This is a genomic window from Citrobacter sp. JUb117 (assembly GCF_024809055.1).
GTDB classification, from domain to species: Bacteria; Pseudomonadota; Gammaproteobacteria; order Enterobacterales; family Enterobacteriaceae; genus Citrobacter; species Citrobacter gillenii.
In genome coordinates this window covers 406021-432933 of sequence record NZ_JANUFB010000003.1, presented here as the reverse complement: position 1 = coordinate 432933, position 26913 = coordinate 406021, and the positions used below count along the sequence as shown (strand labels likewise).

Annotated in this window: 28 protein-coding genes and 1 other RNA gene; 12 read left to right on the top strand and 17 right to left on the bottom strand. The window is 53.8% G+C overall.

Annotated features, from left to right (window positions below; all coding sequences use genetic code 11):
• The first annotated feature begins 30 nt into the window (after positions 1-30).
• Complete coding sequence (gene mtr, locus M2374_RS09425; RefSeq protein ID WP_096755539.1) at positions 31-1275, top strand: tryptophan permease; 1245 nt, start codon at positions 31-33, stop codon at positions 1273-1275.
• A gap of 86 nt (positions 1276-1361) precedes the next feature.
• Here mtr and M2374_RS09420 read toward each other — a convergent pair whose 3' ends face one another.
• From M2374_RS09420 to M2374_RS09410, 3 genes are all read right to left on the bottom strand, one after another.
• The gene (locus tag M2374_RS09420) at positions 1362-2369 is read right to left on the bottom strand and encodes a luciferase-like monooxygenase (protein WP_181688711.1); all 1008 of its coding nucleotides are present in this window, start codon (positions 2367-2369) and stop codon (positions 1362-1364) included.
• 80 nt (positions 2370-2449) lie between these two features.
• Positions 2450-3328: a U32 family peptidase gene (locus M2374_RS09415; protein WP_137400196.1), complete on the bottom strand. Its 879-nt coding sequence runs from the start codon at positions 3326-3328 to the stop codon at positions 2450-2452.
• Positions 3329-3336: 8 nt separating this feature from the next.
• Complete coding sequence (locus M2374_RS09410) at positions 3337-4332, bottom strand: peptidase U32 family protein (protein ID WP_096755542.1); 996 nt, start codon at positions 4330-4332, stop codon at positions 3337-3339.
• 219 nt (positions 4333-4551) lie between these two features.
• Here M2374_RS09410 and M2374_RS09405 point away from each other — a divergent pair, with 219 nt between their 5' ends.
• Complete coding sequence (locus M2374_RS09405) at positions 4552-5076, top strand: SCP2 domain-containing protein (protein ID WP_115257401.1); 525 nt, start codon at positions 4552-4554, stop codon at positions 5074-5076.
• Complete coding sequence (locus M2374_RS09400) at positions 5070-5573, top strand: GNAT family N-acetyltransferase (protein ID WP_115257402.1); 504 nt, start codon at positions 5070-5072, stop codon at positions 5571-5573. Before M2374_RS09405 ends, M2374_RS09400 begins: the two co-directional genes overlap by 7 nt.
• On the opposite strand, the gene M2374_RS09395 is transcribed toward M2374_RS09400, so the two are convergent.
• Positions 5560-5859 carry a GIY-YIG nuclease family protein gene (locus M2374_RS09395; protein WP_115257403.1) on the bottom strand — a complete coding sequence of 100 codons (300 nt, stop codon included), beginning with the start codon at positions 5857-5859 and terminating at the stop codon, positions 5560-5562. The two genes, M2374_RS09400 and M2374_RS09395, sit on opposite strands and share 14 nt — an antisense overlap.
• A 52-nt stretch (positions 5860-5911) precedes the next feature.
• On the opposite strand from M2374_RS09395, the gene M2374_RS09390 reads away from it, so the two are divergent.
• Both M2374_RS09390 and M2374_RS09385 read left to right on the top strand, forming a co-directional pair.
• On the top strand, positions 5912-6340 hold the full coding sequence (locus M2374_RS09390; protein WP_115257404.1) for a YhbP family protein: 429 nt from the start codon (positions 5912-5914) through the stop codon (positions 6338-6340).
• A 32-nt stretch (positions 6341-6372) separates the two neighbouring features.
• Complete coding sequence (locus M2374_RS09385; protein WP_181688712.1) at positions 6373-7008, top strand: NAD(P)H-binding protein; 636 nt, start codon at positions 6373-6375, stop codon at positions 7006-7008.
• 99 nt (positions 7009-7107) lie between these two features.
• On the opposite strand, the gene dolP is transcribed toward M2374_RS09385, so the two are convergent.
• The 4 genes from dolP to M2374_RS09365 are packed head-to-tail and all read right to left on the bottom strand — an operon-like array spanning position 7108 to position 10711.
• Positions 7108-7683: a division/outer membrane stress-associated lipid-binding lipoprotein gene (gene dolP / locus M2374_RS09380; protein ID WP_115257406.1), complete on the bottom strand. Its 576-nt coding sequence runs from the start codon at positions 7681-7683 to the stop codon at positions 7108-7110.
• Positions 7684-7692: 9 nt separating this feature from the next.
• Positions 7693-8283 (bottom strand): DnaA initiator-associating protein DiaA, encoded by a 591-nt coding sequence (gene diaA, locus M2374_RS09375; protein ID WP_048213380.1) that lies wholly within the window; start codon positions 8281-8283, stop codon positions 7693-7695.
• A 20-nt stretch (positions 8284-8303) separates the two neighbouring features.
• Positions 8304-8699 carry a YraN family protein gene (locus M2374_RS09370; protein WP_096755549.1) on the bottom strand — a complete coding sequence of 132 codons (396 nt, stop codon included), beginning with the start codon at positions 8697-8699 and terminating at the stop codon, positions 8304-8306.
• A complete protein-coding gene (locus tag M2374_RS09365; RefSeq protein WP_181631834.1) occupies positions 8657-10711 on the bottom strand; it encodes a penicillin-binding protein activator in 2055 nt (684 codons plus the stop codon). Before M2374_RS09365 ends, M2374_RS09370 begins: the two co-directional genes overlap by 43 nt.
• Positions 10712-10773: 62 nt before the next feature.
• Between M2374_RS09365 and rsmI the strand changes: the two genes are divergently transcribed.
• Complete coding sequence (rsmI, locus tag M2374_RS09360; RefSeq protein WP_115257408.1) at positions 10774-11637, top strand: 16S rRNA (cytidine(1402)-2'-O)-methyltransferase; 864 nt, start codon at positions 10774-10776, stop codon at positions 11635-11637.
• A gap of 55 nt (positions 11638-11692) precedes the next feature.
• On the opposite strand, the gene kbaY is transcribed toward rsmI, so the two are convergent.
• From kbaY to kbaZ, 8 genes are all read right to left on the bottom strand, one after another.
• Positions 11693-12574: a tagatose-bisphosphate aldolase subunit KbaY gene (gene kbaY, locus M2374_RS09355; protein ID WP_181490928.1), complete on the bottom strand. Its 882-nt coding sequence runs from the start codon at positions 12572-12574 to the stop codon at positions 11693-11695.
• Between the two features lie 12 nt (positions 12575-12586).
• The gene (locus tag M2374_RS09350; protein ID WP_117342723.1) at positions 12587-13741 is read right to left on the bottom strand and encodes an AgaS family sugar isomerase; all 1155 of its coding nucleotides are present in this window, start codon (positions 13739-13741) and stop codon (positions 12587-12589) included.
• 301 nt (positions 13742-14042) lie between these two features.
• The gene (gene nagA, locus M2374_RS09345; RefSeq protein ID WP_115257412.1) at positions 14043-15176 is read right to left on the bottom strand and encodes an N-acetylglucosamine-6-phosphate deacetylase; all 1134 of its coding nucleotides are present in this window, start codon (positions 15174-15176) and stop codon (positions 14043-14045) included.
• Entirely contained in the window at positions 15173-15607 is a 435-nt protein-coding gene (gene agaF, locus M2374_RS09340; RefSeq protein WP_115257413.1) for a PTS galactosamine/N-acetylgalactosamine transporter subunit IIA, read from the bottom strand. The genes nagA and agaF overlap by 4 nt, the downstream gene beginning before the upstream one ends.
• 16 nt (positions 15608-15623) lie before the next feature.
• Positions 15624-16502, bottom strand: coding sequence for a PTS N-acetylgalactosamine transporter subunit IID (gene agaE, locus M2374_RS09335; RefSeq protein WP_115257414.1), 879 nt, complete (start codon positions 16500-16502; stop codon positions 15624-15626).
• Entirely contained in the window at positions 16492-17271 is a 780-nt protein-coding gene (gene agaW, locus M2374_RS09330; RefSeq protein WP_115257415.1) for a PTS N-acetylgalactosamine transporter subunit IIC, read from the bottom strand. The genes agaE and agaW overlap by 11 nt, the downstream gene beginning before the upstream one ends.
• A gap of 10 nt (positions 17272-17281) precedes the next feature.
• Positions 17282-17755: a PTS N-acetylgalactosamine transporter subunit IIB gene (gene agaV, locus M2374_RS09325; RefSeq protein ID WP_117342721.1), complete on the bottom strand. Its 474-nt coding sequence runs from the start codon at positions 17753-17755 to the stop codon at positions 17282-17284.
• Between the two features lie 19 nt (positions 17756-17774).
• Positions 17775-19070 carry a tagatose-bisphosphate aldolase subunit KbaZ gene (gene kbaZ, locus M2374_RS09320; protein WP_135911355.1) on the bottom strand — a complete coding sequence of 432 codons (1296 nt, stop codon included), beginning with the start codon at positions 19068-19070 and terminating at the stop codon, positions 17775-17777.
• A 250-nt stretch (positions 19071-19320) separates the two neighbouring features.
• Between kbaZ and M2374_RS09315 the strand changes: the two genes are divergently transcribed.
• A complete protein-coding gene (locus tag M2374_RS09315) occupies positions 19321-20124 on the top strand; it encodes a DeoR family transcriptional regulator (protein WP_115257418.1) in 804 nt (267 codons plus the stop codon).
• A 151-nt stretch (positions 20125-20275) separates the two neighbouring features.
• Here M2374_RS09315 and garD read toward each other — a convergent pair whose 3' ends face one another.
• Complete coding sequence (gene garD / locus M2374_RS09310; protein ID WP_096755557.1) at positions 20276-21847, bottom strand: galactarate dehydratase; 1572 nt, start codon at positions 21845-21847, stop codon at positions 20276-20278.
• Between the two features lie 396 nt (positions 21848-22243).
• On the opposite strand from garD, the gene garP reads away from it, so the two are divergent.
• The 5 genes from garP (at position 22244) to rnpB (ending at position 26905) form a co-directional block, all read left to right on the top strand.
• A complete protein-coding gene (gene garP, locus M2374_RS09305; protein ID WP_096755558.1) occupies positions 22244-23578 on the top strand; it encodes a galactarate/glucarate/glycerate transporter GarP in 1335 nt (444 codons plus the stop codon).
• A gap of 15 nt (positions 23579-23593) precedes the next feature.
• Entirely contained in the window at positions 23594-24364 is a 771-nt protein-coding gene (gene garL / locus M2374_RS09300; protein ID WP_117342718.1) for a 2-dehydro-3-deoxyglucarate aldolase, read from the top strand.
• A 30-nt stretch (positions 24365-24394) separates the two neighbouring features.
• A complete protein-coding gene (garR, locus tag M2374_RS09295) occupies positions 24395-25285 on the top strand; it encodes a 2-hydroxy-3-oxopropionate reductase (protein ID WP_096755560.1) in 891 nt (296 codons plus the stop codon).
• A 65-nt stretch (positions 25286-25350) separates the two neighbouring features.
• Positions 25351-26496 (top strand): glycerate 2-kinase, encoded by a 1146-nt coding sequence (gene garK / locus M2374_RS09290; protein ID WP_096755561.1) that lies wholly within the window; start codon positions 25351-25353, stop codon positions 26494-26496.
• Positions 26497-26528: 32 nt separating this feature from the next.
• An RNA gene (gene rnpB / locus M2374_RS09285) (RNase P RNA component class A) lies at positions 26529-26905 on the top strand.
• Positions 26906-26913: the final 8 nt, after the last annotated feature.

Genomic DNA, 26913 nt, shown 5'->3' with positions numbered 1-26913 from the left:
GACGGGTAAATACACTGGAGATCAGGCTAAATGGCAACACTAACCACCACCCAAACGTCACCATCGCTGCTTGGCGGCGTGGTGATTATCGGCGGCACCATTATTGGCGCGGGGATGTTTTCTCTGCCCGTGGTCATGTCCGGGGCGTGGTTCTTCTGGTCAATGGCGGCACTGATCTTTACCTGGTTCTGCATGCTGCATTCCGGGCTGATGATCCTCGAGGCTAACCTCAATTATCGTATTGGTTCGAGCTTCGACACCATCACCAAAGATCTGCTGGGAAAAGGCTGGAACGTTGTCAACGGCATCTCGATTGCGTTCGTACTGTATATCCTGACCTATGCGTATATCTCGGCGAGCGGCTCGATTCTGCACCATACCTTTGCCGAGATGTCGCTGAACGTCCCGGCGCGAGCGGCAGGGTTTGGCTTCGCGCTACTGGTGGCGTTTGTGGTGTGGTTGAGTACCAAAGCGGTGAGCCGCATGACGGCTATCGTGCTGGGTGCGAAGGTGATCACCTTCTTCCTGACCTTCGGCAGCCTGATGGGACATGTATCCCCAACCACGCTGTTTAACGTCGCAGAAAGCAATGCGTCGTACACACCGTATCTGCTGATGACGCTACCGTTCTGTCTGGCATCCTTTGGTTATCACGGTAACGTACCGAGTCTGATGAAGTATTACGGTAAAGATCCGAAGACCATCGTGAAGTGCCTGGTGTACGGCACGTTGCTGGCGCTGGTGCTATACACCGTATGGTTGCTGGGGACGATGGGCAATATTCCACGCCCAGAATTCATTGGCATTGCTAAGCAGGGCGGTAACATTGATGTACTGGTACAGGCGCTGAGTGGGGTGCTGAACAGCCGCAGTCTGGACCTGCTGCTGGTGGTGTTCTCCAACTTTGCCGTGGCGAGTTCGTTCCTTGGCGTGACGCTGGGCCTGTTCGACTATCTGGCGGATCTGTTTGGTTTTGATGACTCAGCAATGGGGCGTTTGAAAACCGCTTTACTGACCTTTGTCCCACCGATTGTCGGTGGCCTGCTGTGGCCGAACGGCTTCCTGTACGCCATTGGCTATGCAGGGCTCGCAGCCACTATTTGGGCGGCCATTGTGCCGGCGCTGCTGGCACGTAAATCCCGCAAGCGGTTTGGTAGCCCGAAATTCCGCGTCTGGGGCGGCAAGCCGATGATTGCGCTGATTCTGGTGTTCGGCGTCGGCAACGCGGTTATCCATATCCTGTCGAGCGTTAATTTGTTGCCGGTGTATCAGTAAGTAGCGTGCCGGATGGCGGCTACGCCTTATCCGGCCTACTCGAACCCGTAGGCCCGGTAAGCGTAGCGCCACCGGGCAACCTAGACCTACCCAACCAACTCCTCTTTCACCTGCATCGCCAACTCAAACGAATGCAGGCGTGCCTGATGGTCAAAAATCTGCCCGTTAACCATAATCTCATCGGCCTGGGTTTCACGCAGGATTGACTCCAGCCCGTGACGCACTTTCGCTTTGTCCCCCACCAGCGACATGCTTAATGCCTGCTGTACGCCATATTGCTCGGATGCGGACCACCGCTGATGCATATTCTCCACCGGCGGTGGGAGTTGTCCGGTTTCACCCCGACGCAGTTTCATAAACGCCTGCTGCATAGAGGTGAAGAGAAACTCAGCGTCGCGATTGCTGTCGGCAGCGATGATGTTGATGCATACCATCGCATACGGTGTTGCCAGACGCGTGGAGGGTTTGAACTGAGTGCGATAAAGATGCAGCGCCTGGTGCAGCATATCCGGGGCGAAGTGGGAGGCGAAGGCAAACGGCAGGCCAAGCTGAGCGGCCAGCTGTGCGCTATACAGACTGGAGCCTAACAGCCAGACCGGGATTTGCTCTCCGTAGCCGGGAACCGGACGCACGTGGGGATTCGGGTCACGTGCGTCAAACCAGTCCACCAGTTCTGTTACGTCGCGGGGAAAGTTATCGATATCACCACTCATATGGCGGCGCAGCGCGCGCATGGTTGGTTGATCGCTGCCCGGCGCTCGACCCAGACCGAGGTCAATACGTCCCGGATACAGCGTATTCAGCGTGCCAAACTGTTCGGCAATCACTAGCGGGGAATGGTTGGGTAACATCACGCCGCCAGAACCCAGATGCAGGGTTGTGGTATTGGCCGCCAGATAACCGATGAGCACCGAGGTTGCCGCACTGGCGATGCCGGTCATATTGTGATGTTCAGCCAGCCAGTAGCGATGGTAGCCGCGCTTTTCCGCCAGTTGGGCGAGATCACGAGAGTGCGAGAAGGCCTGCTTTGCGCTGGATCCTTCAGGGATCGGCGCTAGATCGAGCACCGAGAACGGAATGGTTTTGTCAGTCATAACGGCTCACTTTGTTACCGGTTAATCTTTTAATATTGCATTAAAGACTAGCGATTGTTGTTAACAAAGTGAGCTATTAATCACATCTGCAGTTCCAGGCCTGCCAGTCGTTTCCAGTAGCCGTTGCAGTCACTGTGGGTGGCAAGCGGTAACGGGGCACCACCATTCTCGTTGGCACGGAAGGCATCCAACATGGCGAATGTCTCGGTTCCCAACGGGGACAGGCGCACAATATCAACCAGCCCCTGCATGGACGCCAGCTCATTACCGAGGTTGTAGACGTAGCCGCTCATGGTCTGAATACCGTTGAGGACAAACACTTGCTGATTCTCCTGCGACAGGACATCACGCCCGTTGGGATACTTGATGCAGCAGGTTTCGCACTCGTCTTTAGGCTTATCTTCGGAGCGTGCGGTGAAGCAGCGGGCAGAGTAGGCCAGCGGCAAATGCCCGTAGCTCAGTACTTCGGTTTCAAACTGGTCGCGAATACCCAGTTCGTCACACTGGTTAAGCAGGTTCACCAGCCAATCACGTGACAGCTCAACCGGCATACACCAGCGCACCATGCCCTGCTTGAGCAGAATACGCAGCGTTACGGCGTTGTAGCAGTTGAGTGCGTGCCCGGCCACGAACGGCAGCTTACGTTCGGCGCACATATTGACCACGCCGAGATCGCTGGCTTCCAGTAGAAAGTCACCGTTTTCAACATAGCGTTTCAACTCACCCAGCTCAGATGACGCCTGCACCAGTGCCAGCGTGGACAGGACCACCTGCTTACCGCTCCCGGCGAGGGACTTCGCCATGTCGATCCAGTCACCCACTTTGGTCGCCCGGCGCTTGCTGCACACGGCTTCGCCAAGATAGATAACGTCGGCATGGCTGGTGGCTGCCTGCTGATAAAAGTCTTCCAGCGTCTCTTTCGACCAGTAGTAGAGCACCGGTCCTAAGGAATATTTCATTGCTTTTCTCACTGCCATTTACGGTGATACGCGCCAAGTGTGGTCTGCGTGCCTTCGGACATAGAGCCGAGCGTTTCCATCCAGGCGCTTTGCGGAACGAAGTTCTGCGGATCTGCTTTGCAGCGGTCGATCGCCTGACGCCACACTTTCGCCACCTGGCTGACATAGGCCGGGCTACGCTGACGCCCCTCGATTTTCACCGAGGCAATATTGGCGGCCAGCAGGTCAGGTAGCAGTTCTAAGGTGTTGAGGCTGGTGGGCTCCTCCAGCGCATGATAGCGCTCGCCATCCACCAAATAACGCCCTTTACACAGCGTGGGATATCCGGCGTTTTCACCATCCTGGTAACGGTCAATCAGCACTTCGTTCAGGCGAGATTCCAGCCCCTGCGCGGTCTGCTGCCAGCGTACAAAGCGGGCAGGGGAACACGCGCCGACGGTATTGGGGGATTCGCCCGTCAGATAAGACGAAAGATAGCAGCGGCCTTCCGCCATAATGCACAGGCTGCCGAAGGCAAACACTTCCAAAGGAACCGGTGTTACGCGCGCGAGTTGTTTCACCTGATGAATCGACAGCACACGCGGCAGCACCACACGTGCGACGTCAAAGTTACGGTGATAGAAATTTACCGCTTCTTCATTGGTTGCCGATGCCTGAACAGAGACATGGCGCTCAATATGCGGGTAGCGTTCTGCGGCATACTCAAGCATGGCGAGATCGGCGAGGATCAGTGCATCCGCGCCCAGTTGTGCCGCCATATCCACGGCACGCTGCCAGCGAGCGTACCCATCCGGGTGGGCAAAGGTGTTAATCGCGATGTGCAGCTTACGGCGATGTTGATGGACGAAACTCACCGCTTCCTGCAATTTTTTCTCGGTAAAATTAAGGCCGGCGAAATGACGGGCGTTGGTATCATCTTTTAGCCCGATGTACACAGCATCAGCGCCGTTCTCGATGGCCGCCTTAAGCGCCGGGAGATTTCCGGCAGGGCACAGCAGCTCCATAATTTATCCTGAAAGTTACGCCGCCTGGGCGCAAAAATGTTAACGAAGAGGGATTTTAGTTAACCTTGCTGAGACAATTTTTGATTTGAGGCAGTTAAAGTCGTATTGGTATCACCAATAAAGAGGTAACAATTTCGTATCGAATTGTTGATTTATGCCGCTATGTCGTTTATTTGATATGGCAAAATAGCCGGACTATAGAAACAGGGAGTAAAGCTCGTGTTGGATAAACTGCGTTCACGCTTAGTACATTTTGGTCCTTCTCTGATGAGTGTACCGGTTAAACTGACGCCCTTTACGCTCAAGCGCCAGGTACTGGAACAGGTTCTGAGCTGGCAATTTCGCCAGGCGCTGGCCGACGGGGAACTGGAGTTTCTCGACGGTCGCTGGTTGAGCATAAATGTTCGTGATATTGGCCTCAGATGGTATACCTCTGTTGAGAACGACAAACTTATCGTCAGTCAGAACGCAGACGCTGATGTGAGTTTTAGCGCAGACGCCAGCGATTTATTGATGATTGCGGCGCGTAAGCAGGATCCGGATACGCTTTTCTTCCAGCGTCGCCTGGTGATTGAAGGCGATACAGAATTAGGGCTACATGTGAAAAATCTGATGGACGCCATTGAACTGGAGCAGATGCCGAAAGCATTACGCGTTATGCTGCTGCAACTGGCGGACTTTGTTGAGGCGGGTATGAAACATTCGCCAGAAACCAAACAGACCTCGGTAGGTGAACCATGCTGATTCGAGTTGAAATTCCCATTGATGCCCCAGGTATTGATGCGCTGCTGCGTCGTTCCTTTGAAAGCGATGCGGAAGCGAAGTTAGTGCACGACCTGCGTGAAGACGGTTTTCTGACGCTGGGTCTGGTTGCCACCGACGACGAAGGTCAGGTGGTCGGCTACGTCGCGTTCAGTCCTGTTGATGTGCAAGGTGAAGATCTGCAATGGGTCGGTATGGCTCCGTTAGCGGTAGATGAAAACTACCGTGGGCAGGGCCTGGCGCGTCAGCTGGTCTATGAGGGACTGGATTCACTGAACGAGTTTGGGTACGCCGCGGTGGTCACGCTGGGCGATCCGGCACTGTACAGTCGCTTTGGCTTTGAGCTGGCAGCCCACCACGATCTACACTGCCGCTGGCCGGGCACCGAAAGCGCGTTCCAGGTGCATCGCCTGGCAGAAGATGCGCTGGAGGGCGTGTCTGGTCTGGTGGAATACCACGAGCACTTCAATCGCTTTTAAGCACCGGGGCTTGTAGGCTACTCAGCAATGCCTCAAGCCCTTCACCTTCTACAAGGCGTTCTTTCTGACGCTTTGTGAGCTGCTTGACTCGATATTCCAGACGCAGGGCCAGCGAACGATCGCCGACCTGCGCGGCAAATGCCAGAGTTAACTCTCCCTTCCCACGCAAGGCTTTCGCGCCTTTTCCGCTTTGATGTTGCTTATAGCGGCGCTGCACATCGGTGGTTATTCCGGTGTACAGGGCGTTGTCTGCGGTACGGATCAGGTACAGATACCAGGGTGTCATTGTCACCATCGACGTGATAATTTTCAGGCCTACAGTATAAATGAGAACAGAAATGGAAACACTGACTGCGGTGACGCGCTGGCTGGCAAAACAGCACGTCGTGACCTGGTGTGTGCATCATGACGGTGAACTGTGGTGCGCCAATGCGTTTTATCTGTTTGATGCGCAGAAGGTTGCCTTCTATGTGCTCACCGAAGATAAAACTCGCCATGCCCAGATGTCCGGCCCATGCGCGTCCGTTGCCGGGACGGTAAACGGTCAACCCAAAACGGTCGCGCTGATCCGTGGCGTCCAGTTTAAAGGCGAAATCAGGCGTCTGGAGGGGCAGGAGAGCGACGACGCGCGTAAAGCGTATAATCGTCGCTTCCCCGTCGCCAGAATGCTGTCTGCACCCGTGTGGGAGATTCGTCTTGATGAAATCAAGTTCACTGACAACACGCTGGGCTTTGGTAAAAAGCTGCTCTGGCTACGTGATCTATAGTTAGAGGAATGATTGAAGGGAAAGGATAAGCGATGAGCCAGGTGTTAATAACCGGAGCCACGGGTCTGGTGGGCGGACATTTATTGCGGATGCTACTGAACGAGCCCCGGGTCCATGCGATTACGGCTCCAACGCGCCGCCCGCTCGCCGATACGGTTGGCGTCTTTAACCCTCACGATCCGCAGTTGACCGATGCGCTGGCACTGGTCACCGATCCGGTCGACATTGTTTTTTGCTGTCTGGGAACCACCCGACGTGAAGCGGGCAGTAAAGAGGCCTTTATCCACGCTGATTATGCGCTGGTAGTGGATACCGCCCTGACGGGGCGCCGTTTGGGGGCTCAGCATATGCTGGTGGTGAGTTCGATGGGGGCCAATGCGCACTCACCGTTTTTCTACAATCGGGTTAAAGGTGAAATGGAAGAGGCGCTGATTGCGCAGAAATGGCCTAGGTTGACGATTGTACGGCCTTCGATGTTGCTGGGTGACAGGGAACAACAGCGAGCGAATGAAAAGTTCTTTGCGCCATTATTCAAGTTGTTACCGGGGAACTGGAAATCTATTGAGGCACGTGATGTCGCACGGGCAATGCTGGTGGAGGCACTTGCGCCAGGACATGAAGGGGCTTCGATCCTGACCTCGTCCGAGCTGCGCGAAAGGGCTAAATAAAATGCCGGATGGCGCTGACGCTTATTCGGCCTACAAACGATGAAGTCCTGTAGGCCGGATAAGACGCCCAGGCGTCGCCATCCGGCATCTGTAGCAGTATTACTTAATAAATGTAAACGCGGTCGTGACGCGTTTCACGCCGCTGACCCGGCTGGCGATATCCGCCGCAGCCTTCGCTTCACGGTCGGTAACCAGACCCAACAGGAAGACTTCCCCGTTCTCGGTGGTCACTTTAACGTTGGATGATTTTACCTGATCGCTGGTGAGCAGCTGGGAGCGCACTTTGGTGGTGATCCAGGTATCGTTGGAGGCTTCACCCAGGCCGATTGGCTGACCCTGACGGACTTCGTTAAACACTTCCGTCGTGCCTTCTACACCCATTGCAATCTGTTTCGCCCGCGCAGACAACTCGCTGTTAGGAGACTGCCCCACCAGTAGCACTTTACCCTGATAGGCGCTGACGTTGATGCGCGCTTCTTTCTTGATCTGGGCATCTTTTGATAACGCGGTACTGACGCGTAATTCCAGGGTTCCATCATCTACCTGGGTGCCGACGCTGCGAGGGTCAGTTGCGGCTTTCGTTCCGACAGCTGCCGTTCCGACAACGGCGGCAGCGACACAGCCTTGCAACAGCAGCGCAGAAAGAACCACTGCGAGCGGCGAAAATGCCTTCATGTGTACTCCTTAATCATCCTGGTGAGGGAAAAGCGTGTTATCGATAAGATCGCAAAGGCAGTTCACCGTCAGCATATGCATTTCCTGAATGCGTGCGCTGTGGTGTGAGGGAATGCGGATTTCGACATCCTGCGGCCCTAATAATCCGGCCAGCTCTCCCCCGTCATAACCGGTCAGAGCGACGATCGTCATGTCGCGGGTGACGGCAGCTTCAACGGCTTTAACGATATCGCGACTGTTGCCACGCGTAGAAATTGCCAACAGAACATCACCTGCATGTCCCAGCGCACGGACTTGTTTTGCATAAACTTCGTCGTGCAGGCGATCGTTGGCAATCGCAGTTAAGACCACATTATCAGTATTTAGTGCAATAGCAGGTAAACTGGGCCGTTCTGTTTCAAAACGGTTGATCATACTGGCAGCAAAATGCTGTGCGTTGGCAGCGGATGTCCCATTACCACAACAGAGAATTTTGTTGCCATTGAGCAGGGATTGAACCAGCGTCATGGCTGCACGGGAAATCGCATCCGGGAGCGCTTCAGCCGCAGCAATCTGAGTTTGAATGCTTTCTGTAAAGCAGACTTTAATTCTGTCTAACACGCTAATCCTTAAATCTTCAATTATGAGTGGTCATTAAAGGCATCCTTTAACCACTCAACATCATTTCCGGTGAAGGCTAACACATCGAACCGACAATCCACAGTATCAAAACTCCCATTGTGGCGCGCAAGCCACAAGCGGGCGGTGTGTAATAATTTCTGTTGTTTGCTGCGGGTCACACTCGCCGCCGCCCCGCCAAAAAGAGCGGAACGACGAAAACGGACTTCAACAAAGACGGTGGTCTTGCCTTCACGCATTATCAGGTCGATTTCGCCGCCGCGTTCGCGCACGTTGGCGGCGATAAAACGCAGTCCTTTGCCCTCCAGCCAGCAACGCGCGGTGGCTTCCCACGCGTCACCGGTCTGTTTACTCGTTAACTGGCGGGGACGACCTGTCCTTGCTGGTATTTGAGCCATGATAACTTCCTGTTAATCACACAATCCGGCGTGGCGGTTAATGCGCCAGTGTTGCCGTTAATTTCAAAGCCCTGCACCTGACGCATTTGCGTGAAGTGGTTAGCCAGCGACCACGCATCGACGCCCATAGCGTACATGCGTGCCAGCGAGTAATCGTTGCGCACGGCACTAAGCGCCTGCTGCATGAGCGGTTCGTTGCCGCCGGCCAGCATCGGAATTTCACTGTACTGCAAGCCTTCCATTTCCAGGCGGAAGTCAGGACCGGCAGTACCCTGCGCGCTACGGGAGCTGGCATACAGCGTGGCACCGCTCTGGCTGCCGTTACGCATGGCGATCATCGGCTTAATAAAGGCGATCTCTTCCGGCGTGGCCAGAATATACACGGCGTCAACACGACCGCTACCACCGGTGATTTGCGCATCGGTCGGCGGAGCCGGGATGGTGAGTCCACCAATCGTGACGCCAGGCTGTGCTGGTGTAGAGGAGACGACCGGGCTGCCCGTCAGGGCAATCCCTGCACCACCGTTGACGCCCATTCTCAGTTCTGCTGTAGAGCCGAATTTCTGTTGCAACACCACGCCGCCGCCAAGTTTTTGCCATTCCTGTGCAAAGGCGTTTGCCACGCGATCGCCTAACGCGCTACGCGGCGTTAACAGCAGCGGGGTTTGTTTTCCCTGATCGCGGATGTGACGTGCGGCATCGCGCGCTTCATCTTCCGGTGACAGCGCGAAGTAGCACACATTCGCCAGGTTCTGCACGGCTTCAGGCTGATTAAGCGCCAGTACGTTCAGCGGCGTGCTGCTCTTCATCAGTTCTTCAACATTGTTCTTCAACAGAGGGCCGACAACAATGCTGGCACCATCCTGCTGCACCTGGGCCAGGATCTGATTCAGCGGCTGTGACGAGGTGTCATAAATTTTCAGCTCTGCGGAAGGATTCGCCGGGGCGCTGGCCGTCGTTGGCTGAGTTGGTGCTGTTTGCGGCGCGCTAACCGGTGTGGCTGGCTGTGCTGGCGCATCGTTGGTCAGATCGCTCACCGAGGCCTGGGAAGGGCTGGCCACGCCGTCGACGGACTGCGGATGTGCCACGGGCGTGGTGGCGTCCGTGACGGCTGCAGGGGCTGCGGCGACAGGGGTTGATACCGGTTGCGTGCCATTGTTTTTCGCTGCTTCAAAACCCTGCTGAATAGTGCGACCAAAAACAGCGGCCTGACCGTTCAGCGGCAGTAGCAGGGCTATCTTGCTGGTGGACGCTGGCTTATAGCTCTGGACGTTAACCAACTGCGTGGGCAGTAATTTTGCCCCCGGGTTTTGCGGATAGCGTTTTTGCCAGTCGGCAATGCCGGCCTTCATCATGTCGGCATCGCTACGGTTATCAAACCAGACGCGCTGGAGATCCAGCCAGCCTTGCAGAACATTTTCATCAGCGTTGATGACCAGCGCCTGCGCCTGCTCTGGTGTCATTGACGAGAGTGTCTGCCAGGTCGCATCGATGTTTTTCTGCTTATCGTTGGCGGCCAACAGCGGCTCTTGAGCGATTAGCGCACGCAGCAGCGTTAACGATGGACGCCCCTGGTTGGCATCAATTTGTGCCTGCCAGTAACGCGCCTGTTGGTTCTGATCGAAATCGGCTGGTTTTAGCTTCTCCAGCAGGGCCTGCGCGCCCGCGACATCTTTCTGCGCAAGTTTGATCTCAACGGCCAGCAGGGATTGTTCACGACGCTGGGCATCGTTCAGGTTCTGCGGCAATTGGTTGAACAGATCGACAGCCTGCTGGCTCTTACCTTCTTTCAGCAGTGCACGAATGGCGAGTAATTGCCAGTTGGTCTTGCTATCATCTGAGCTTTGCTGCATCTGTTGCAGATAAAAGCCGGAATCAGCTTGTGCTGTGCCCTGCATATGGGCTGCACTCTGGTCTGGCGCCTGGGTGCCACAACCGGCGAAAATCAATGCTGCCAGAATGACTGGCAGAGCGCGCGCGGCTTTCATACGAGAAAATGTTGAGGGTACCATACTGTATCCAGTGATATTTTTTACGCAATGCTCAATATTAAATCGGCAATACGGACGACACAATGAAACAACACGAATCGGCGGATAATTCTCAAGGCCAACTCTTTATTGTACCTACTCCTATCGGAAATTTGGCTGATATTACCCAACGAGCGCTCGAAGTTTTACAAGCCGTTGATTTAATTGCCGCTGAAGACACCCGTCATACCGGATTATTATTACAACACTTCGCGATTAGCGCCCGTATGTTTGCGTTACACGATCACAATGAGCAACAAAAAGCCCAAATGCTGGTGGCGAAGCTCAAGGAGGGCCAGAACATCGCGCTGGTTTCCGATGCCGGAACGCCGCTGATTAACGATCCTGGCTATCACCTGGTGCGTACCTGTCGTGAGGCGGGTATTCGAGTTGTGCCGCTACCGGGTCCTTGCGCGGCCATCGCCGCATTAAGTGCTGCAGGCCTGCCATCTGACCGTTTTTGCTACGAAGGCTTTTTGCCCGCCAAATCCAAAGGCCGTCGCGATGCAATGAAGGCCATTGAAGCGGAACCCCGTACACTGATTTTTTATGAGTCTACCCACCGTCTGCTCGACAGCCTGGAAGACATGGTCGCCGTATGGGGAGAGTCGCGTTATGTGGTGCTGGCGCGCGAGCTGACTAAAACCTGGGAAACCATTCACGGCGCCCCGGTCGGCGAATTGCTGGCGTGGGTAAAAGAAGATGAAAACCGCCGTAAAGGCGAAATGGTGCTGATTGTTGAGGGCCATAAAGCGCAGGACGACGATCTCCCGGCCGATGCCTTGCGGACGCTGGCGCTGTTACAGGCAGAACTGCCGCTGAAAAAGGCCGCCGCACTGGCTGCCGAAATCCACGGCGTGAAAAAGAATGCGCTGTATAAGTACGCCCTGGAACAGCAGGGAGAGTAAATCCAATTGTTGATGTCCACACCAGCCAGGGTGCGGACATCATTCAGCATGACTTTCAAGAATGAACGAGAGTTTCGCAAATTAATAATCTGTTTGCCGAACCACATACAGCGATTTTGCTACGTACCACTTCTTTCATGGCATCCATACCGACACGCATGTAGTAACGGGGATCGTTACCCTGTGGATTTTCTGCGAACCAGGCTTTGACCGCATCGGCAAAGGCGATTTTCAGTTCGGTGGCGACGTTGACCTTACACACCCCCAGCTCAATGGTGCGGCGGACATATTCATCAGGTACATCGCTTGCGCCATGCAATACCAGTGGGATATCGACCACTTCACGAATTTCTGCCAGACGCTGGAAATCAATTTTCGGGGTTTTGGTATAGAGACCGTGCGCGGTGCCGATAGCGACGGCGAGACTGTCTACACCAGTACGTTCGACAAAACGTTTTGCTTCCTGAGGATCTGTCAGGAAAGCGCTTTCTGCATCCACGCTCATGTCATCTTCAACGCCACCCAGACGACCCAATTCAGCTTCAACGCTGCAATCTTTGGCGTGGCAAAAATCCACAACGGATTTCACCAGCTTCACGTTTTCTTCGAACGGGAAGTGGCTGCCGTCAATCATCGCGCTACGCACTCCAGCGTTCACCTTACGACGGATATCGTCCAGCGATTCGTGATGGTCAAGATGCAGTGCCAGAGGCATGTCATAGGTTGTGGAGTAGGCGTTGCATAGCGCGTAGATCTCTTCTAACGCAATATGCTTAAAGGTGCCTGGTGTTCCGGCGAGGATCACCGGCGATCGCATTTCATTACAGACTTCGAGGATAGCCTGGATCGTTTCGGCATTGTGGATGTTAAACGCAGGTACGGCATAGCCCTTTGCCTGGGCATCCTGCAGGAGGTATTTCGTAGAAATAATGCTCATGATGCGATCCTTTTAGCCGTTCCAGGAATGAATAACAACGCCCTGAACGACGCGGTTGACTGTACCGCTGGCAGAAGGCGTATCCGGTGTATTGCCGATACTGATGGATTGCGTCAGTGCGAACACCTGGGCATACATCAGGAAGCAGAAAGCGAGCTCCATATCGATAAAAGTGCGTGAAGGTGGCAATAGAATATGTGGACCGGCTTCAATAATGGCATCGGTCTCTGCGGCAATGGCCACAACGCGCAGTGCCTGTTGATCACGACGTAACTCTGCCAGCAGATCGAGATCGTACTGACGTGTATAGGGATGGCTGGAGACAAACACCACGACCAGCGTTTCGTTATCGACCAGTGATTTAGGACCATGGCGAAAACCGGTTGGCGAGTCATAGAATGCGGCCAGTTTACCCGCCGTGAGTTCCAAAACTTTCAACGCTGATTCACGTGCGGCACCTTGTAATCCACCGCTGCCGAGGTAAACGATCCGTTTCCACGGTTCGTTACCAAACACGCCGTGGCTAAAATCGCCCAGTGACGTCAGGATCGCCTGACAGCGATCGGCCACGTTGCGGAATGTCTGGCTGTTGATTTTCTCTGGAACAAATACCGCCAGACAACTGGCCATCATAGTGGTGATACTGCTGGTCATCGCGAAACCGCGATCGTGCGTTTCTGCAGGCATGAGCAGTGCAAACGCGTTATCGCTATCGGCCGCGTTTTGGTACAGGCTGCCCGCTTCGTTACAGGTGATTGAGAGGTGATAGCATTCAGGGACAAACTGATTCGCCAACTCAACTGCTGCAACACTTTCCGGGCTGTTACCCGACCGGGCAAAAGAGACCAACAGCAGCGGATGCGCTGGTGCCAAATAATCCATTGGATTGGTGACCAGATCGGTTGTCGGGATGGCGCTGATGTTCTTTCCGGTGTGGCTGGCGAGCCATGGGGCAATAATGTCACCGATAAACGCGGAGGTTCCCGCTCCCGTCAGTACGATCCGCAGATCGCTTTTACGCAACAAGGGTGCGAGAAAACTGTCGATGGAGGATCGGATTTTTTCGATATTGCTGAGAGAGCGGATCCAGCTGGCGGGCTGCTGGCGAATTTCTTCTTCTGTCCAGGTGCCCGTTATCGCGCGAACAGGGGTGTAGGTTTCTGGCATAACTCAGTCCTTAGTCGTGTGAATTCCACATCAGACGCTGGCAAACTTGTCGCTATCTTTCGTTTCGTTTCACTTGTACATGTAATCAGTTGAATTAAATGTATAGAAAAGAAATTGAAAGTTCAAATGAATAAAAGGAAATAAAACGAAAATTGTGATCGTGCAAGAGTGTGATTTTATTATCTTATTGATATATAAGATTTAAGTTTGGAATCGTAGCGTATGGCGTTTGTTACTTCGAAAGGAAAAGAAAGGCCTTGCGGTGTTTAAGCGAAGGCCAATAGCATACACAGTGAAAGGTCTAGAGTGGGAACGTGCGGCCCTGGATCCAGATTTGTTGTAAATGCAGAGCGCTATCAAGGGCAATAATGCTGGCACGCTTGCCCGTTTTTAATGATCCTAGCTGGTGATCAATACCTAACAAGCGAGCAGGATGCAGTGAAGCCATATGGATAGCATCTTCTGGCGTACTTCCGGTGAATTCGACCATATTGCGAACGGCCGCATCAACGGACAGTGTACTGCCGGCCAGACCGCCAGAAGCGGTCCGTACGATACCGCCGCGCATGTCTACCGTTTCGCCACACAGCGTATAGCGCCCATCGGGCATACCGGCGGCCTGCATTGCATCGGTGATTAGCACTATCCGATCTTTTGCACAGTTGCAGCACAGCGTCATGGCTGCCGGGTGGACGTGGTGTCCGTCGGCAATAAGCTCCAGCCATGCGCGCGGATCGGTTAACCCCGCGCCGACCATACCGGGTTCCCGATGATGCAGCCCTGTCATGCCGTTGTAGCAGTGCACTAACCCATTTGCACCGGCGTCAAAGGCGGCTCGGGTTTGTTCCCAGGTTGCAGCACTATGACCCAGCATCACCCTGACATCCTGTTGCCTGAGGTGCCGAATAGCCTGCAATGAGCCTGGTTTCTCTGGTGCCAGCGCCACCACGCGCAAAGTTTGCCGGGAAATTGCAATCAGCTCATCCAGCTCGTTAAGTTCCAGCTCCCGAAATAACTCAGGCGGGTGCGCGCCTTTATTCTGTGGCGTGAAATACGGTCCCTCCAGATAGCTGCCCAGCACTTGCGCACCGGGGCCACCTGAATGATAGCGATGGGCAATTCGTTGCAGTGCCCCGTGAATATCCTGCAATGGGGCGGTGACGGTAGTGGGCAGCCAGCTGGCTACCCCTTCACGTGCTTTGTGCATCGCCAGCTTGTCGAGTGAGTCTGCCGCTTCATCCATAACATCGACGCCACCCCCTCCGTGGACATGGGTGTCGATGTAAGCAGGGCACAGCAGGTCGGCATCACGCCCCATCACGCCAGAGGGGATAGGCTCAATCGTCGTGATAGTGCCTTCTTCTATACGTAATTGATGATCGTCCAACCAGCCCTGTTCAGTCAGCAGACGTCTGGCGCGCAGCAGTTGTGTCATATCCCTTCCTCAACGGGGTGTTCCTCGCGACACCGTCCCAGCTCATCGACCAGGCTGGTCAGGCCGCGATGCCCGCACTCCAGTGCTTGTAGACGAAATTCTTCGCTGCTCAAGCCTTCACGCTCCAGCACCATCTCCAGCAGAAGCTGCAGATTGGTACCGGTGATCACTTCACTTCCTTGTTTTTGCATCGCCAGGGTAGACGCGACACGAAACGGAGTGCCACCCAGCAGGTCAGTCAGAAAAATGATATTTTCCTTAGCGTCCAGTTCACTCACCGCTTGTTCAAGTTGCGAAGTGAGCAAGGCGGTGGTTGAGGTTTCTGGAAAGTCGATGGCGATAAACTGAGACTGTTCCCCCAGAATCTGTTTCATCGCCTTTTCCATTCCGCTGGCAAACCCGCCATGACCCGTCAAAATAATACCTAACATCTACAGCCCCTTGTATTTACAGGAAATGACAGAATTTTCCGACTACGCCGAGCACCACAGTAATGGCGATAAGACGCAGAGGACTCCAGCCACGACGAACCAACCAGAACATGGTTAATGTGTAGACCAGTGGCAGGAAAGCCGGCATCAGTTTGTCAATAACATCCGTCTGCAGTTTTACCACCGCATCACCTGCGGTAATTTCCAACGTGGTGTTAAGGCGAACGTAAGTTGCAACCAGGGCGCCAATCACCGTCATCCCAACGATGGATGCCGCATGCCCAACCTTCTTGGTATTGGCCTTAATCAGTGGGATGGCCGCGACGCCCATCCGATACGCGTAGTGTGCCAGGCCAAAACGCAGACCAAGATGGACAACGTTGAACATAACAATAAACACGACTGCGCCAAGAATAGACCCCTGTAGCGCCAGGCTGGCTCCGATCCCTCCGCAAATGGGCAGCAGCGTTAACCAGAACATCGCATCCCCGATGCCCCCGAGCGGTGCGCCTACGGCAATCTTGGTACTTTGAATACTGTTCACGTCCTGCTTGGAGCGTTCCATCGCGAGGATGATGCCAATAACAAACGTCACCAGAAACGGATGGGTATTAAAGAACCCCATATGGCCTTTCATTGAACGCGCAAGATCGCGTTTATTGGTGTGAATCTTTTTCAGTGCGGGCAACAGACCGTACAGCCATCCTGATGCCTGCATACGTTCGTAGTTAAAAGATGCCTGTAGCAGCATGGAACGCCAGGCTACGCGGTTGATGTCTTTTTTTGTCAGCTCCGCCCCAATGTTCTGATCTTCATAGATGTTTTCATTGGTGCCGGTAAGCAGCGTATCTTCGGTATCGGAAACGTTCGGCAGAGCCGTTTGGTTAGATTCCATCTTCGAATTCCTCTTTTTGTGCTACCGGGGCTGTAGGTTCAGGTGATTTACGCAGAAAATCGATCAGCGCCATTGCCAGTGCGGCGGCGGCGATAGCCAGCACCGGGAGCTTGAGCCAGGCAGCGGCAACAAAACCCAGAATAAAATAGGGGATGTAGACGTTCTTCATCATGATTTTCAGCAGTACGGCAAAACCGATTGCTGGCATGATGCCGCCGGCGACGCCGAGACCGTCAATCAGGCGTGTGGGTAGCACATCAATGGCGGTTTTGGCATGTTCCGCGCCAAAGTAAATCGGCAGGAAGGCGCATAAGAAGTAGAACGTCCCCAATGCCAGTAATGCCAGATAGTTCACCCGCTCAATTCCGGCTGTATCGGCATTCGCTGCCATCCGATCGCAGCGAGCCATAACACCCGACATCACGGAGAACAGGAAGGTAATCCCCATTTGAACCGCTACGGCGAATGGCACAGCCACACCAACGGCAACCTCTGGTTTTACTCCGGTCGTAATAGCAAATGTTGTTCCGACAATGGTCCCGATGATGACGTTTGGTGGCTGAGCACCCGCCAGTGGGGCCAGGCCCATCCACACCAGTTCCAGCGTACCACCGGTTAAAATACCGGTATGCAGATCGCCCAGTATCAGCCCGACCAGCGGTCCAAGAACCACCGGGCGGTGCATATGCGTTAACCCGTTGAACATATCCAGGCCTGCGATAAAGGCGAGAATACCCAACGCAAAAGCCTGCAACAGACTAATTTCCATTGTGAATTCCTCAGAGAAGTTTAAAGAGGTCCTGGGCGGGTTCGGTTGGTACGCCCTGAACGAAGCATTCCACGTCGGCGGCTTTCAGCCCGTTAAATGCCGTAATATCGTTCGCGTCTACAGAAACGGTTTTAGCGATTTGCTGCTTGCCGTTGGCGTAGTGCATATTGCCAACGTTGATGCGGTTAACCGGAACGCCGCCTTCAACCAGCCGTAAGAAGTCTGCGGGGGTTCTGCAGACCAGCAGAATTTTCTGACGATCGGCAGCACGGTGGATATTGTCGATCACTTTTTGCAGTGACCAGAAGCGCACGGCAATCCCTTCCGCGAGCACCATTTCCATCAGGTTTTGCTGAACCTGATCTTCAGCGACCTCATCATTGGCAACCAGAACCAGATTTGCCCCCGCAAATCCGACCCACTGCACACCGACCTGACCGTGAATTAAACGTTCGTCAATGCGACTTAATACAATGTTTGGCATAGTGTTTTTCTCTTTCTTTTTATGCGTTATGGGATGATGCGCCCTGGCAGGCACGGTGGTATTGCTGCAGTATGTCCTGAATATGGTTAATGATGAGTTCTCGTGGTGTGGCGTTGAGATCTCCCTCGCGCACTTTTACGTACTGCAACGGTAAATATTGGCTGATGAGCGGCAGCGGAATTGGCTCGTCTGCCAGGTTGCGTACCAGTCGGTCGAAGGCGTCATCAATCTGGCTGTCTGGCCAATAGTAACGAACCCGATCGGAGTAACTGTAACCTCGTGCCAGTCGACGTGCGTTGCCATCTCCGTGGTAATGGCTCTGCCAATATTCCGGGCGATCGAGCATCACGCTTTCCAGAACATGGCGTAGACCTGAGCAGGCCTTTGCTGGCAGTAATTCTTCTTCAATAGCGGCCAGTGAGAACAACGCTTCACGCAGGGCGAAGGTCAGGGCTGGGCCAACTTTCAGGATCGCAAAGTGATCTTTGACCAACTGGCGCAGTGACTGTGGTGTTTGATAATCGGTGGAATGCGCTTCAAAGACTAATGTGTCGTAGGCTTCTACCATCTTGCTTAAAGCAACGGCTTTTTGCGGCTGATAATCAATAATATGTGTGTGGTCAAATTCAACGCCGGGTTGCACCACCAGCGCGATAATGCGTGGCCAGATGGCGTCCAGACCCTGTTTTTCAAACGCATGATGATGAGCTTCCAGCGTGGCACGTGCCGCGTCAGGTGTAGTAACTTCCAGCTCCGTTAACGTTTCGTGGGCACCGCCGGGAACCGGAACCTCCGTGCCGATCACGTAAACCAGATCGGACTCGCCAAAATGTGCCTTACAGGTTTCTTCGGCAACCTTCGCCAGGCGTGCCGCGCGTTCAGCGACGATGGCATCCGTTAATGGAACAGGATCGCCCTGGCAGGACATGCTGCAATCCAGGTGGATTTTTTTAAATCCTGCTGCCACGTAGCTTTTAATGAGGTCGTCAGCATTGGCCATTGCCTGCTCTGCGGGTAGGTTTTGCCAACGGTTTGGTCCGAGATGGTCCCCACCCAGAATTAGCATTTCCTGAGGAAAGTCAAAAGATTCTGCCAGGCGACAGACAAAACTGCGAAAATCGGCTGGCGTCATACCGGTATAGCCGCCAAACTGGTCAACCTGATTGGACGTTGCTTCTATCAGCAACGGTGTATGGTTTGCATGGGCGTAGCGTATTGCTGATTCCAGTACCAATGGATGCGCGGAACAAACGGCATAAATCCCGTTTGCTTTCCCCCGTTTATGCTGCTCCACCATTTTAGTTAGATGTTTCACTTTCCTCTCCAGGTCAGATTACTGCGACATCAATCTTTCGTTTTGTTTCATTTGATACTGATCCAAGTTGCCATAAAAATAAAACGAAAGATTCTTGTTTTCCGATCTGTTTCACAAAAGAAACATAATGAAAGGTTTCAGCGGCGATTCTATCGCTATCTGAGCCGGTTGTAGTGCTTGCAATCCGGTAAAAGAAAGGCGTTAATAGGCAAAACGAAATGAAACGAAAGAATTAACTAAAGGATCTCTTATGAGCAATACCGATTCTGCAAGTAAGCGGGTAACAGGTACCAGCGAGCGGCGCGAGCAGATTATCCAGCGGTTGCGACAGCAAGGAAGCGTGCAGGTGAACGATCTTTCTGTTTTATTTGGCGTCTCTACGGTGACGATCCGCAACGATCTGGCGTTTCTGGAAAAGCAGGGTATTGCCGTTCGTGCCTATGGTGGGGCGCTGATCTGTGACAGCAATACGCCGGGCGTGGAGCCTTCTGTTGAAGATAAGAGCTCGCTGAATACGGCGGTTAAACGCAGTATCGCCAAGGCTGCCGCTGAAATGATCAAACCAGGGCATCGCGTGATCCTGGATTCCGGCACTACGACCTATGAAATTGCCCGTCTGATGCGCCAGCATACCGATGTGATTGCGATGACCAATGGGATGAATGTCGCCAGTGCCTTGTTGGAAGCTGAAGGTGTCGAGCTGCTGATGACCGGTGGACATCTGCGTCGTCAGTCGCTGTCTTTTTATGGTGATCAGGCCGAGCAGTCTCTGCAGAATTACCACTTCGACATGCTGTTTCTTGGTGTTGATGCTATTGATTTAGAACGCGGTGTGAGTACGCACAATGAAGACGAAGCCCGGCTTAACCGTCGGATGTGCGAAGTGGCTGAGCGGATTATCGTGGTGACTGATTCCAGCAAATTCAATCGCTCCAGCCTGCATAAAATCATTGATACACAACGTATTCATACCATCATTGTGGATGAAGGTATTCCAGCGGAATGTCTACAAGAATTACACCGTAGCGGCGTCGAAGTGATCATTGTTCAGTGATGGCCGGGACAAATTCAGCAGTAGTGATGCCTATTCAGTTACAGACACAGGGCTGCTAATCGTTGAAATGCCGGATAGCAGCGCTAAAGCGCCTTATCCGGCCTACGGGACAGGGCGCTTATAGGCCGGATAAATGCTCAGCCAGAGAAAATCAGGTCACCGGTGCCGGGTTAAACACCGCCAGCTGGTTGTGCAGTCCCCACTGATCCGAGAAGGTTTTCTTACGTCCGCTCGCCACGTCGAGAATGAACTCGAACAGCTTCAGACCGACATCTTCAATGGTTTCCTCACCGGTAGCGATGGTTCCGGCATTGATATCCATCAGATCAAACCAACGGTTGGCCAGTTCGGTGCGTGTTGCCATTTTAATCACTGGAACTGCCATCAGACCGTACGGTGTACCGCGACCGGTGGTGAACACCTGCACGGTGATCCCGGAGGCGACCTGTTGTGTACCGCATACAAAGTCGCTGGCAGGCGTTGCCGCGTAAATCAGGCCGCGTTTGGTCGGACGCTGGCCCGGCGATAACACTTCCACAATGGCGCTCTTACCCGATTTGGCAATGGAGCCCAGCGCTTTTTCGACCACGTTTGCCAGACCGCCTTTCTTGTTGCCCGGAGAGGGGTTAGCGCTGCGGTCGGTTTGTCCCAAATCCAGGTAGTTATCGTACCAGGCCATTTCTTCGAGCAGGCGCTTGCCCACTTCTTCATTGATGGCGCGCGGCGTTAACAGGTGGATGGCGTCACGCACTTCAGTCACTTCCGAAAACATCACGGTGGCACCGCAGCGCACCAACAGATCGGACGCGTAGCCCACTGCCGGGTTAGCGGTGACGCCAGAAAACGCATCGCTGCCGCCGCACTGCATGCCGACCACCAGTTCAGAGGCCGGGCAGGTTTCACGCTGACGCTGGTTGAGTTTTACCAGATGGCGCTCGGCAACCTGCAAAATGTCTTCCACCATCGATTTAAAGCCCACGTGTTTTTCATCCTGTAGGCTGACAATGCTGGCGCTGTCTACCGGGATGCTTTTCACATCGTGCGTGCCTTCTAACAGGCGTTCCGGCTGGAGTTTTTCGCAGCCGAGTCCGATAACCATCACTTCGCCACCGAAGTTGGGGTTCAGGGCAATGTTATGGATGGTACGAATCGGCACGATAGCGGCCGGTGCATTGATGGCTACACCGCAACCATACAGATGGTTCAGCCCCACCACGCCGTCAACGTTCGGGTATTTGGGCAGCAGATCGCGCTCAATGATTTTCACCACATAATCCACCACGCCCGCCACGCAGTGTACGCTGGTGGAGATGCCGAGCAGGTTCTTGGTGCCCACGCTGCCGTCGGCATTACGGTAGCCTTCGAAGGTGTAGCCTTCAAGAGGAGGAAGCGGCTCCGGCACTTTGGTTGCCAGCGGCAGCGTCTCCAGCGGCGGGGCTTTGGGCAGCTCAACCATTGACTCATCAATCCAGCTACCGCGTGCGATGTCGCGAACGGCGTAACCGATCACTTCACCATAGCGCACGATTTCGCCGTGAACAGCAATATCCGTTAGTGCCACTTTATGACCCTGGGGAATATGTTCAATCAGCGCCAGTCCGTCCGGGAAACGTGTCCCGGCTTTCAGACCATTGTCATTGACAATAATCGCCACATTATCAGTGTCGTGTACTTTAATATAAAACGCCGTGGGCGATTCTTGTCTAATTTCGATGTCGGCCATTGTCCAGTATTCTCCAGCCAGGTGGTGATAATAGATATATATCGAATCTAATTATAAGTAATAAAGACTCAGTGTCGTGGAATAAGAATGTCAGGAGTTTTAATTTAAGAATGTGAGCGAGATCACTTAAACTTAGAAACGCCGCGCCACCAAGGGTATCAATACGTAAATGTGTGCATCAGCGCCCATGGTTATGTGCATATGCATAAAATAATATTTTAATATTATGCTTTTAATGAGCGTTTGCACAATGATTAACAACGCTGCACTGATTATACTGAATCACGGTTTAATAGCGACTGATAAATATAAGCGTATTTTATCTTACGGTAATTTATCAGCGTAAACATCCTTCAAAATAATAATAAAAATCTTTTTGTACCTGAGGTAAATAGAATGATACTGGATACGGTTGTAGAGAAAAAGAAAGGTACGCACACCCGATATTTAATACTGCTGATAATATTTATTGTCACTGCCGTAAACTATGCAGACCGCGCGACGTTGTCTATTGCCGGTACTGAAGTGGCCAAAGAGTTGCAGCTCAGCGCCATATCAATGGGTTACATTTTCTCCGCCTTCGGCTGGGCCTATTTGCTGATGCAAATTCCCGGCGGCTGGCTGCTCGACAAGTTTGGTTCGAAGAAAGTCTATACCTACAGTCTTTTCTTCTGGTCGCTGTTTACCTTCCTGCAGGGTTTTGTCGATATGTTCCCGCTGGCCTGGGCGGGGATCTCCATGTTTATCATGCGGTTTATGCTGGGCTTCTCGGAAGCGCCTTCCTTCCCGGCTAACGCCCGTATTGTTGCGGCCTGGTTCCCGACCAAAGAGCGTGGCACGGCCTCTGCGATTTTTAACTCCGCGCAGTATTTCTCACTGGCGCTGTTTTCACCGTTGCTGGGCTGGCTGACCTTCGCCTGGGGCTGGGAACACGTCTTTACCGTGATGGGCGTGATTGGCTTTGTGCTGACCGGACTGTGGGTAAAACTGATCCATAATCCTACCGATCACCCACGGATGTCGCAGGAAGAGCTGAAGTTTATCTCGGATAACGGCGCGGTAGTGGATATGGACCACAAGAAGCCGGGTGGTGCTGCGGCGAGCGGTCCGAAACTGCATTACATCAAGCAACTGCTGACAAACCGCATGATGCTGGGGGTGTTCTTTGGACAGTATTTTATCAACACCATCACCTGGTTCTTCCTGACCTGGTTCCCTATCTACCTGGTGCAGGAAAAAGGTATGTCGATCCTGAAAGTCGGCCTGGTCGCGTCTATTCCGGCACTGTGTGGATTTGCCGGTGGTGTACTGGGCGGCGTGTTCTCAGATTATCTGATTAAACGCGGCGCCAGCATCACCCTGGCGCGTAAGCTGCCGATCGTGCTCGGAATGCTGCTCGCCTCAACCATTATCCTGTGCAATTACACGGATAATACCACCTTCGTAGTGGCGCTGATGGCGCTGGCGTTCTTCGGTAAAGGTTTTGGCGCGCTGGGTTGGCCGGTGATTTCCGATACCGCCCCGAAAGAGATTGTGGGTCTGTGCGGTGGCGTATTTAACGTATTTGGTAACGTGGCTTCTATCGTAACCCCGCTGGTGATTGGTTACCTGGTGAGCGAGCTGCACTCATTTAATGCTGCGCTGGTATTTGTAGGGTGCTCGGCGCTGATGGCGATGGTTTGCTACCTGTTTATTGTCGGTGACATTAAACGTATGGAATTGCAGAAATAAACAAAGGTATAGGCGATGAATAACACGATTTTCCCAAACAAATTTAAAGCGGCACTTGCGGCGCATCAGGTTCAGATTGGCTGCTGGTCCGCGCTGGCAAGCCCGATCAGTACCGAAGTATTAGGCCTGGCCGGTTTTGACTGGCTGGTGCTGGACGGTGAACATGCGCCAAACGATATCTCGACGTTTATCCCACAACTGATGGCGCTGAAAGGCAGTTCCAGCGCGCCGGTTGTACGTGTGCCGACCAACGAGCCGGTGATCATCAAGCGTCTGCTGGATATTGGTTTCTATAACTTCCTGATTCCGTTTGTTGAGACCGAAGAAGATGCGGTGAACGCCGTGGCGTCTACCCGCTATCCGCCGGAAGGAATTCGCGGCGTATCGGTTTCTCACCGCGCCAATATGTTTGGCACCGTGCCGGACTACTTCGCACAGTCAAACAAAAACATCACCATCATCGTGCAGATCGAAAGTCAGCAGGGTGTTGATAACGTGGATGCGATTGCCGCAACCGAAGGCGTGGACGGTATTTTCGTCGGCCCAAGCGACCTGGCCGCCGCGTTAGGCCACTTGGGCAATGCCTCCCATCCGGAAGTGCAAAAGGCGATTCAGCACATCTTTGCGGTCGCGAAAAAGCACGGTAAGCCAAGCGGCATTCTGGCACCGGTTGATGCAGATGCCCGTCGCTATCTGGACTGGGGCGCGACGTTTGTTGCCGTCGGTAGCGATCTCGGCGTGTTCCGTTCAGCGACGCAAAAACTGGCTGATTCTTTTAAGAAATAACCACCATCGACAGTATAGAGAGATAAAGACATGACAATGAAAGTAGGTTTTATTGGCCTCGGTATTATGGGTAAACCAATGAGTAAAAACCTCCTCAAGGCAGGTTACTCGCTGGTGGTTGCTGACCGTAACCCAGAAGCGATTGCGGAAGTCATCGCCGCAGGCGCAGAAACCGCTACCACGGCGAAAGCCATTGCTGAACAGTGCGATGTGATTATCACCATGCTGCCGAATTCTCCACACGTAAAAGAAGTGGCGTTGGGCGAAGGCGGTATCATCGAAGGCGCGAAGCCGGGCACCGTTCTGATCGACATGAGTTCAATCGCCCCGTTAGCCAGTCGTGAAATCAGCGATGCGCTGAAAGCGAAAGGCGTGGATATGCTGGATGCACCGGTGAGTGGCGGCGAACCGAAGGCGATTGATGGCACGTTGTCGGTGATGGTCGGTGGTGATAAAGCGATTTTCGACAAGTACTACGATCTGCTGAAAGCGATGGCGGGTTCTGTGGTGCATACCGGCGACATTGGCGCGGGTAACGTCACTAAGCTGGCAAACCAGGTGATCGTGGCGCTGAATATTGCGGCGATGTCTGAAGCGCTGACCCTGGCGACCAAAGCGGGTGTGAACCCGGATCTGGTGTATCAGGCTATTCGCGGCGGACTGGCGGGCAGCACCGTGCTGGATGCCAAAGCACCGATGGTGATGGACCGTAACTTTAAACCGGGTTTCCGTATTGACCTGCACATCAAAGATCTGGCGAATGCGCTGGATACCTCACACGGCGTGGGTGCACAGCTGCCGCTGACTGCAGCGGTAATGGAAATGATGCAGGCGCTGCGCGCTGATGGGCTGGGAACGGCTGACCACAGTGCGTTGGCATGCTACTACGAAAAACTGGCGAAAGTGGAAGTCACTCGCTAACAAGAAGGGCGCGACTGCGCGCCCTGTAATTCTTGCCTCGCGCGGCACTGTCAGGCTACATAACTATGAAAATCGTAATTGCCCCAGACTCTTATAAAGAAAGCCTTTCTGCCACCGAGGTAGCGCAGGCGATAGAAAAAGGATTTCGGGAAATTTTTCCCGATGCGCACTATGTTTCTGTTCCGGTCGCCGATGGCGGCGAAGGGACCGTTGAAGCGATGATTGCCGCCACGCAGGGAACGGAACATTTCGCGTGGGTAACGGGACCGTTGGGCGAAAAAGTGAATGCCAGCTGGGGCATGTCCGGAGACGGTAACACCGCGTTTATCGAAATGGCGGCAGCCAGTGGGCTGGCGCTGGTCCCTCCAGAAAAACGCAACCCCTTAGTCACCACGTCGCGTGGTACCGGGGAGTTGATTCTCAAGGCGCTGGAAAGCGGCGCGCAAAATATCATTATTGGTATTGGCGGCAGTGCGACCAACGACGGTGGTGCGGGTATGGTACAGGCGCTGGGGGCAAAACTCTGTGACGCCAACGGTACTGACATTGGTTATGGCGGCGGTTGCCTGAATAGCCTGAATACCATTGATATCTCGGGTCTGGACCCGCGCTTAAAAACCTGTTCGATTCGTGTTGCCTGTGATGTGACGAATCCATTGACCGGTGAAAACGGTGCATCCCGCATTTTTGGTCCGCAGAAGGGCGCGACTGAAGAACGCATTATCGAGCTGGATCGTAATTTGTCTCACTTTGCCGACATCATAAAAAAATCGTTGCGCGTTGATGTGAAAAATGTGCCCGGAGCCGGAGCCGCTGGTGGTATGGGGGCGGCATTAATGGCATTTTTAGGTGCAGAACTGCGTAGCGGGATAGAGATTGTGACCCAGGCGCTGAATCTGGAAGAGCATATTCACGACTGTACGCTGGTGGTTACCGGTGAAGGACGCCTCGACAGCCAGAGTATTCACGGCAAAGTGCCTGTCGGCGTGGCAAGTGTGGCGAAGAAATACCACAAGCCGGTGATCGGTATTGCGGGCAGCCTGACACGCGATGTGGGCGTGGTGCATCAATATGGTATCGATGCCGTGTTTAGCGTATTGACCAGCATAGGTACGCTGGAAGAGGCCTTCCGGGGAGCATTTGATAATATTTATCGGTCATCCAGAAACATCGCCGCTACGCTGGCGATAGGAATGCGCAGTGCGGGGTGACATTGGCCCGCAAACCCTCTATACTTCGCGCCGAAGCTGACCAGACAGTCGCCGCTTCGTCGTCGTCCTCTTCGGGGGAGACGGGCGGAGGGGAGGAAAGTCCGGGCTCCATAGGGCAGGGTGCCAGGTAACGCCTGGGGGGGAAACCCACGACCAGTGCAACAGAGAGCAAACCGCCGATGGCCCACGCAAGTGGGATCAGGTAAGGGTGAAAGGGTGCGGTAAGAGCGCACCGCGCGGCTGGTAACAGTCCGTGGCACGGTAAACTCCACCCGGAGCAAGGCCAAATAGGGGTTCACAAGGTACGGCCCGTACTGAACCCGGGTAGGCTGCTTGAGCCAGTGAGCGATTGCTGGCCTAGATGAATGACTGTCCACGACAGAACCCGGCTTATCGGTCAGCTTCAACTATTAAGGA

Excerpts from the sequence above, each read along its gene's own strand:
- M2374_RS09395 (WP_115257403.1), bottom strand. The coding sequence starts at position 5,859 with ATGACACCCTGGTATCTGTACCTGATCCGTACCGCAGACAACGCCCTG.
- M2374_RS09400 (WP_115257402.1), top strand. The coding sequence starts at position 5,070 with ATGCTGATTCGAGTTGAAATTCCCATTGATGCCCCAGGTATTGATGCG.
- agaW (WP_115257415.1), bottom strand. The coding sequence starts at position 17,271 with ATGGAAATTAGTCTGTTGCAGGCTTTTGCGTTGGGTATTCTCGCCTTT.
- garP (WP_096755558.1), top strand. The coding sequence starts at position 22,244 with ATGATACTGGATACGGTTGTAGAGAAAAAGAAAGGTACGCACACCCGA.
- M2374_RS09390 (WP_115257404.1), top strand. The coding sequence starts at position 5,912 with ATGGAAACACTGACTGCGGTGACGCGCTGGCTGGCAAAACAGCACGTC.
- M2374_RS09415 (WP_137400196.1), bottom strand. The coding sequence starts at position 3,328 with ATGAAATATTCCTTAGGACCGGTGCTCTACTACTGGTCGAAAGAGACG.
- agaF (WP_115257413.1), bottom strand. The coding sequence starts at position 15,607 with ATGTTAGGTATTATTTTGACGGGTCATGGCGGGTTTGCCAGCGGAATG.
- rsmI (WP_115257408.1), top strand. The coding sequence starts at position 10,774 with ATGAAACAACACGAATCGGCGGATAATTCTCAAGGCCAACTCTTTATT.
- garR (WP_096755560.1), top strand. The coding sequence starts at position 24,395 with ATGACAATGAAAGTAGGTTTTATTGGCCTCGGTATTATGGGTAAACCA.
- mtr (WP_096755539.1), top strand. The coding sequence starts at position 31 with ATGGCAACACTAACCACCACCCAAACGTCACCATCGCTGCTTGGCGGC.
- M2374_RS09315 (WP_115257418.1), top strand. The coding sequence starts at position 19,321 with ATGAGCAATACCGATTCTGCAAGTAAGCGGGTAACAGGTACCAGCGAG.
- M2374_RS09410 (WP_096755542.1), bottom strand. The coding sequence starts at position 4,332 with ATGGAGCTGCTGTGCCCTGCCGGAAATCTCCCGGCGCTTAAGGCGGCC.
- garL (WP_117342718.1), top strand. The coding sequence starts at position 23,594 with ATGAATAACACGATTTTCCCAAACAAATTTAAAGCGGCACTTGCGGCG.
- M2374_RS09385 (WP_181688712.1), top strand. The coding sequence starts at position 6,373 with ATGAGCCAGGTGTTAATAACCGGAGCCACGGGTCTGGTGGGCGGACAT.
- agaE (WP_115257414.1), bottom strand. The coding sequence starts at position 16,502 with ATGGAATCTAACCAAACGGCTCTGCCGAACGTTTCCGATACCGAAGAT.
- dolP (WP_115257406.1), bottom strand. The coding sequence starts at position 7,683 with ATGAAGGCATTTTCGCCGCTCGCAGTGGTTCTTTCTGCGCTGCTGTTG.
- garD (WP_096755557.1), bottom strand. The coding sequence starts at position 21,847 with ATGGCCGACATCGAAATTAGACAAGAATCGCCCACGGCGTTTTATATT.
- M2374_RS09370 (WP_096755549.1), bottom strand. The coding sequence starts at position 8,699 with ATGGCTCAAATACCAGCAAGGACAGGTCGTCCCCGCCAGTTAACGAGT.
- M2374_RS09365 (WP_181631834.1), bottom strand. The coding sequence starts at position 10,711 with ATGGTACCCTCAACATTTTCTCGTATGAAAGCCGCGCGCGCTCTGCCA.
- agaV (WP_117342721.1), bottom strand. The coding sequence starts at position 17,755 with ATGCCAAACATTGTATTAAGTCGCATTGACGAACGTTTAATTCACGGT.
- garK (WP_096755561.1), top strand. The coding sequence starts at position 25,351 with ATGAAAATCGTAATTGCCCCAGACTCTTATAAAGAAAGCCTTTCTGCC.
- M2374_RS09420 (WP_181688711.1), bottom strand. The coding sequence starts at position 2,369 with ATGACTGACAAAACCATTCCGTTCTCGGTGCTCGATCTAGCGCCGATC.
- nagA (WP_115257412.1), bottom strand. The coding sequence starts at position 15,176 with ATGACACAACTGCTGCGCGCCAGACGTCTGCTGACTGAACAGGGCTGG.
- kbaY (WP_181490928.1), bottom strand. The coding sequence starts at position 12,574 with ATGAGCATTATTTCTACGAAATACCTCCTGCAGGATGCCCAGGCAAAG.
- M2374_RS09350 (WP_117342723.1), bottom strand. The coding sequence starts at position 13,741 with ATGCCAGAAACCTACACCCCTGTTCGCGCGATAACGGGCACCTGGACA.